This is a genomic window from Inquilinus sp. (assembly GCF_039594555.1).
GTDB lineage: Bacteria > Pseudomonadota > Alphaproteobacteria > DSM-16000 > Inquilinaceae > Inquilinus.
In genome coordinates, this window is record NZ_JBCNNF010000490.1 from 1 (window position 1) to 4,796 (window position 4,796).

General features: G+C 70.8%; 7 protein-coding genes. 5 read left to right on the forward strand and 2 right to left on the reverse strand.

From position 1 onward, the window contains the following. Positions 1-19: 19 nt before the first annotated feature. Positions 20-379, forward strand: coding sequence for a DUF427 domain-containing protein (locus tag ABDW35_RS32405; protein ID WP_343717978.1), 360 nt, complete (start codon positions 20-22; stop codon positions 377-379). Positions 380-539: 160 nt separating this feature from the next. Here the strand turns inward: ABDW35_RS32405 and ABDW35_RS32410 are convergent, their stop codons facing one another. Continuing rightward, the gene (locus ABDW35_RS32410) at positions 540-950 is read right to left on the reverse strand and encodes a VOC family protein (RefSeq protein WP_343717972.1); all 411 of its coding nucleotides are present in this window, start codon (positions 948-950) and stop codon (positions 540-542) included. Between the two features lie 243 nt (positions 951-1,193). Here ABDW35_RS32410 and ABDW35_RS32415 point away from each other — a divergent pair, with 243 nt between their 5' ends. Continuing rightward, positions 1,194-1,478, forward strand: a complete 285-nt coding sequence (locus ABDW35_RS32415; RefSeq protein WP_343717973.1) for a hypothetical protein — start codon at positions 1,194-1,196, stop codon at positions 1,476-1,478. Between the two features lie 18 nt (positions 1,479-1,496). On the opposite strand, the gene ABDW35_RS32420 is transcribed toward ABDW35_RS32415, so the two are convergent. Further along, entirely contained in the window at positions 1,497-2,534 is a 1,038-nt protein-coding gene (locus ABDW35_RS32420; RefSeq protein WP_343717974.1) for an ABC transporter substrate-binding protein, read from the reverse strand. A gap of 97 nt (positions 2,535-2,631) precedes the next feature. Between ABDW35_RS32420 and ABDW35_RS32425 the strand changes: the two genes are divergently transcribed. The 3 genes from ABDW35_RS32425 to ABDW35_RS32435 form a co-directional block, all read left to right on the forward strand. Next, positions 2,632-2,982 (forward strand): hypothetical protein, encoded by a 351-nt coding sequence (locus ABDW35_RS32425; protein ID WP_343717975.1) that lies wholly within the window; start codon positions 2,632-2,634, stop codon positions 2,980-2,982. Positions 2,983-3,155: 173 nt separating this feature from the next. After that, the gene (locus ABDW35_RS32430) at positions 3,156-3,437 is read left to right on the forward strand and encodes a hypothetical protein (RefSeq protein WP_343717976.1); all 282 of its coding nucleotides are present in this window, start codon (positions 3,156-3,158) and stop codon (positions 3,435-3,437) included. Positions 3,438-3,509: 72 nt separating this feature from the next. Beyond that, on the forward strand, positions 3,510-4,796 hold a 1,287-nt coding region (locus tag ABDW35_RS32435; protein WP_343717977.1), incomplete at its 3' end, for an MFS transporter.

Below are 4,796 nucleotides of genomic sequence, written 5' to 3' on the forward strand. Positions count from 1 at the left end.
GAGCGAGAAGCCGAGGAAGATCCCCGGGCCCGACCATCCGATCACGGTGACGCCGAACCCGGCCCGGGTGGTGGTGAAGGTCGCCGGCAAGGTCGTCGCCGACAGCGTCAGCGCGCTGACGCTGCGTGAGGCGAGCTATCCGCCGGTGCAGTACATCCCGCGCCAGGACGTGGACATGGCGGCGCTGCAGCGCACCGACCATGCCAGCTATTGCCCCTACAAGGGCGACGCCAGCTACTACAGCATCCCGGCCGGCGGCGGGCGGACCGTGAACGCGGTCTGGACCTACGAGACGCCCTATGACGCGGTCGCCGCGATCAAGGACCACGTCGCCTTCTATCCCGACCGCGTCGATTCGATCACCGAGCAGCCGGCCTGACGCCGGCCGCTGCTATCCACTTTGACGTCATCCCGGGCGCGGCGCAGCACGAAGTGGTGCGCTGCTGACCGGGATCTCCTCGATCATCGCGCCAAGATCCCGTGTCTGCGCAGCGGCACTTGGCGCCGCAGCCGCACGGGATGACGATGATGGGAAATCGCTATGGAAACAGCCCGGCCGCATCCGCCCGATGGCAGACGCAGCACAGCTTGTTGCCGTCCGGGTCACGGACATAGGCGCCGTAATAGCTGGGATGGTAGTGCGGCCGGGTGCCGGGCGCGCCTTCATCGACACCGCCCGCCGCCAGCGCAGCGCCATGAAACGCATCGACCTGGGCCCGCTCGCGCACGTTGAAGCCGATGGTGACGCCGTTGCCGAAGGTCGCCTTCTCGCCATTTATCGGGCGGCAGATCAGGAATTCCGGGCCGCTGTCGGCCTCCGGCACATAGCACAGCCAGCCGGCGACGCGGTCGTCCAGCTGGCAGCGCAGGCCGATCGCCGCCAGCACCTGGTCGTAGAACTGCTTGGCCCGGTCGATGTCGTTGGTGCCCACCGTGATGTGGCTGAACATGGCCCTCCCCGTGGCGCATGGCCGTCAGTGTCCCGCGCATCGGGCTCGCCAGCCGACGCGACGGGGTTTGGTCCAGCATAGCCCCCGACGCCGTCCGAACAAAGCGGCAACACCCGGGAAATTCCTTCCAATTCTGATTTGAACGCCGCCGCCTAGGCCGGAACCGGCCTCCCACGGCCGCTATTGATGCCCATAGCCAAGACAGAACCGCCCTGCCCCGGAACGCCGCCGCGGAGGATGAAGATGGACACGATCGGCCCGCTGACCCAGCAGATCCACAACGACCTTCTCGCCCTGATCGGCGAGCGCTCCGAGGACTATACCGCCGAGGCCGGCGGCGATCCGCAGGCCGTCAGCGGCGCGCTGATCGGCGCCCTGGCCTTCCTGACCGGGCAGATGATCGCGGCCGCCGCCGAGGCCGACAGCGTCGCCCCGCTGCTGGAACGCGCCAGCGCCAATATGCGCGTCGGCGCCGAGGCCGGCGTCGCGCCAGTCCAGACGATCGACACCGGCGTCACCCTGCACTGATCCGGGCGTACCAGCCGGTCACGGAGCAGCCGCAGCGACGAAGCGCGGATCGATCAGCGCGGCGGCGTCGACCTCGCCCCGCAGCAGCCCGGCGGCGCGGGCCGCCCTCTCCACATCCGCGATCACGTGCCGGACGAAGGCTCCGGTCAATTCGGCCCTGTTGTCCGGCAGGGAGTAGAAGGTGACCCCGTCGAAGGCGGTCGTCAGCCCTTCCGGTGTCGCCCGCACCGCCCGGGCAATGATGGCGCGGCCGCCCGCCATGTCCCGCCGATAGTCGTCATACGCCGCCTGCCAAGCGCGCAGCAGCGCCGCGACCTGGCCCGGCCGCTGCTGCACCACCGCGTCGCGCACCACGAAGACGTCCGAGATCAGGCCGGGATCCTCCGCCGCCGTGTACAGCACCTTGACCCTCGGGTCGACCAGCCGGGCCAGCGATAGATAGGGCTCGTAGGTCACCGCCGCCGGCGTCCGGTCCACAGTCACGGCGGTGGCGGCGTCCAGGGCCGGCATCGGCACGGAGACGATGTCGGCCAGCCCCATGTCGTTGCGCGCCAGGGCATAGCTCAGCAGCACGTGGCTGGTGCTGCCCTCCTCATAGGCCACCGCCCGGCCCCTGAGGTCGGCGACCGCCGCGATGCCCGGGCCGGCGATGATGGCGTCGGCCGCCATGCTGACGTCGAGCACGGCGACGATCCGGATCGGCACCCCCGCCGCCGCCAGCACCAGCGCCGTGTGGGTGGCGACGCTGGCGCCGTCGAGACGGCCATCAGCCAGTGCCTGCCGGATCTCCCGGTCCTCGGTGAAGGTCGCGATCTCGACATCCGGCAGGCCCTCGGCCCGGAACAGGTCCTTCGCCGCCGCGACATGCCACAGCCCGTAGCCCAGCCAGGGCTGAATTCCCATCCGGAAGTCGCCGGCCTCCGGTCGGGCCGGGACCGCCTGCGCCGCCGCCGGCCCGGCCCAGGCCAGGAGGACAGCCAGAATCGCCCAGCGCGCCCTGCCGCACCCCTTCATCGCCCCTTCCCCACCGCCGACGGCGCGCCGCCGGCTGGCCATGCTGTTCTTATCGAAGGACAATTCATAGAGTGGCGGCGGGCGGAGTCAATCGACGGCCCCGGCAGGGCCGGCATCTTTTCCTGGAGCGGTCGACACCATGGACGATACCGAGACGGTCACGCTGTGGCGCCCGGTGGGGCCGGAGGAGTTGCGCCTGATCCGCGAGGCCGGGATGCGCGCCTTCCCGCCGCGCCTGCCGGACCAGCCGATCTTCTACCCGGTTCTGTCCGAGGACTACGCCGTGAAGATCGCCCGCGACTGGAACGTGCCGGCCAGCGGCGCCGGCTATGTCACCCGCTTCCAGGTACGACGCGAATATCTCGACCGCCATCCGGTGCAGGAGGCCGGCGGCCGCAGCCATCTCGAATACTGGATCCCGGCCGAGGACCTGCCGGCCTTCAACGCCGCCATCGTCGGCGAGATCGAGGTGACGGCGGAGTTCACTTGATCGCGGAACCCAGCCCCGCATTCCGACCGCTTGCCAATCGTCTCCCCGGCGGTTAACCATAGGACATGGTCACGTCTCGCTCCCTGCGAATTAGCCACTAGGCCCCGGGCCGGCCGCGCCGGCTCCCCCGGGGTCTTCGTCCGTGTGCTGTTCGCATTCCCTGGGAGACGATGATGACCATGACCCGCGACGACGCGCAGGTCCTCTTTCACGTGGTCGGCATGGCCGACACCAACCTGCTGCCCCGCCTGCTCGAGCATTTCTGCCTGCGCGATGTCGTGCCCGAGCGCGTCTCGGCCGAGCGGCAAGGCGACGAGATGCGCGTGACCATCGCCGTGCGCCGCGACGACTGCCCGGAATGGGAGATGGTGGCCCGCAAGCTGGGCCAGATCTTCGTGGTCCGGAGCGCGCTGGCCTCGCTCGCCGAACCGGCCTTGCAGTCCGCCGCCGGATAGCGTGGTATCGGGACGGCCGCCCCGGTCCGCCCGCGCGGGCCATCCCCGATCCCGTCACGCCCCGGCCGCCCGATGACCCCGTCCCCGCGCCAACCCGTGCTGATCGCGCTGCTGGTCGCCGGCGCCTTCTTCATGGAGAATCTGGACGCCACCGTGATCGTCACGGCGCTGCCGGACATGGCGGCATCCTTCGGCATCCGGGCGGTGGATCTGAATGTCGGGCTGTCGGCCTATCTGCTGACCCTGGCCGTGTTCATCCCGGCCAGCGGCTGGGTGGCCGACCGGTTCGGCGCCCGCTCGGTCTTCGCCAGCGCCATCGTCGTCTTCACCCTGGCCTCGGCCCTGTGCGCCGCGGCCGACAGCCTGTGGAGCTTCACCGCCGCGCGCATCCTGCAGGGCGTCGGCGGTGCCATGATGGTGCCGGTCGGCCGGCTGGTGGTGCTGCGCAACACCGCCAAGCAGGACCTGATGCGGGCCATCGCCTACATCACCTGGCCGGCCCTGGCGGCGCCGGTGCTGGGCCCGCCGGTGGGCGGGCTGATCACCAGCATCGCCTCCTGGCGCTGGATCTTCCTGCTGAACCTGCCGCTCGGCGCCATCGCCCTGGTGCTGGCGCTGCGGCTGATCCCGAACGACCGCGAGGACCGGCGCGTGCCCTTCGACGGGCTGGGCTTCGTCCTGACCGGCATCGCCTGCCTGGCGCTGATGCTGGGGCTGGACCTGGTCGGGCACCAGCAGATCCCCTGGGCCACCGTCGGGCTGCTGCTGGCCGCCGCCCTGCTGCTGGGCGGCTGGGCGGTGCGCCAGGCCCGGCGCCACCCGCACCCGCTGGTCGGGCTGGCGGCGCTGGCGATCCACACCTACCGTGTCACCGTGCGCGGCGGGTCGCTGTTCCGGGCGGTGGTCAGCGCCGTGCCGTTCCTGCTGCCGCTGATGTTCCAGCTCGGCTTCGGGCTGGACCCGGTGCAGTCCGGCCTGCTGGTGCTGGCGCTGTTCGCCGGCAATCTCGGCATGAAGCCGATGACCAGCTGGGTGCTGCGCCGCTTCGGCTTCCGCACCGCCCTCCTGGCCAATGGCGCGGTGCTGGCGGCGACCCTGTTCGCCAGCGCCCTGCTGACTCCTTCGACGCCCGCCGCGCTGACCGCGGCGCTGCTGGTGGTCAGCGGCGCCGCCCGGTCGATGCAGTTCACCAGCCTGAACACCCTGGCCTTCGTCGACGTGCCGAAGCCGGAGATGAGTGCCGCCAACACCCTGTTCAGCGTCACCCAGCAGATCTCAATGGGGCTGGGCGTGGCGCTGGGCGCCATCGCGCTGCGGGCGGCGGAGGCGTCGGGCCTGGCCGGCGGCTCGACCGTGGCC

Coding starts and splice junctions, on each gene's coding strand:
- ABDW35_RS32425 (WP_343717975.1), top strand. CDS start 2,632: ATGGACGATACCGAGACGGTCACGCTGTGGCGCCCGGTGGGGCCGGAG.
- ABDW35_RS32420 (WP_343717974.1), bottom strand. CDS start 2,534: ATGGCCAGCCGGCGGCGCGCCGTCGGCGGTGGGGAAGGGGCGATGAAG.
- ABDW35_RS32410 (WP_343717972.1), bottom strand. CDS start 950: ATGTTCAGCCACATCACGGTGGGCACCAACGACATCGACCGGGCCAAG.
- ABDW35_RS32415 (WP_343717973.1), top strand. CDS start 1,194: ATGGACACGATCGGCCCGCTGACCCAGCAGATCCACAACGACCTTCTC.
- ABDW35_RS32430 (WP_343717976.1), top strand. CDS start 3,156: ATGACCATGACCCGCGACGACGCGCAGGTCCTCTTTCACGTGGTCGGC.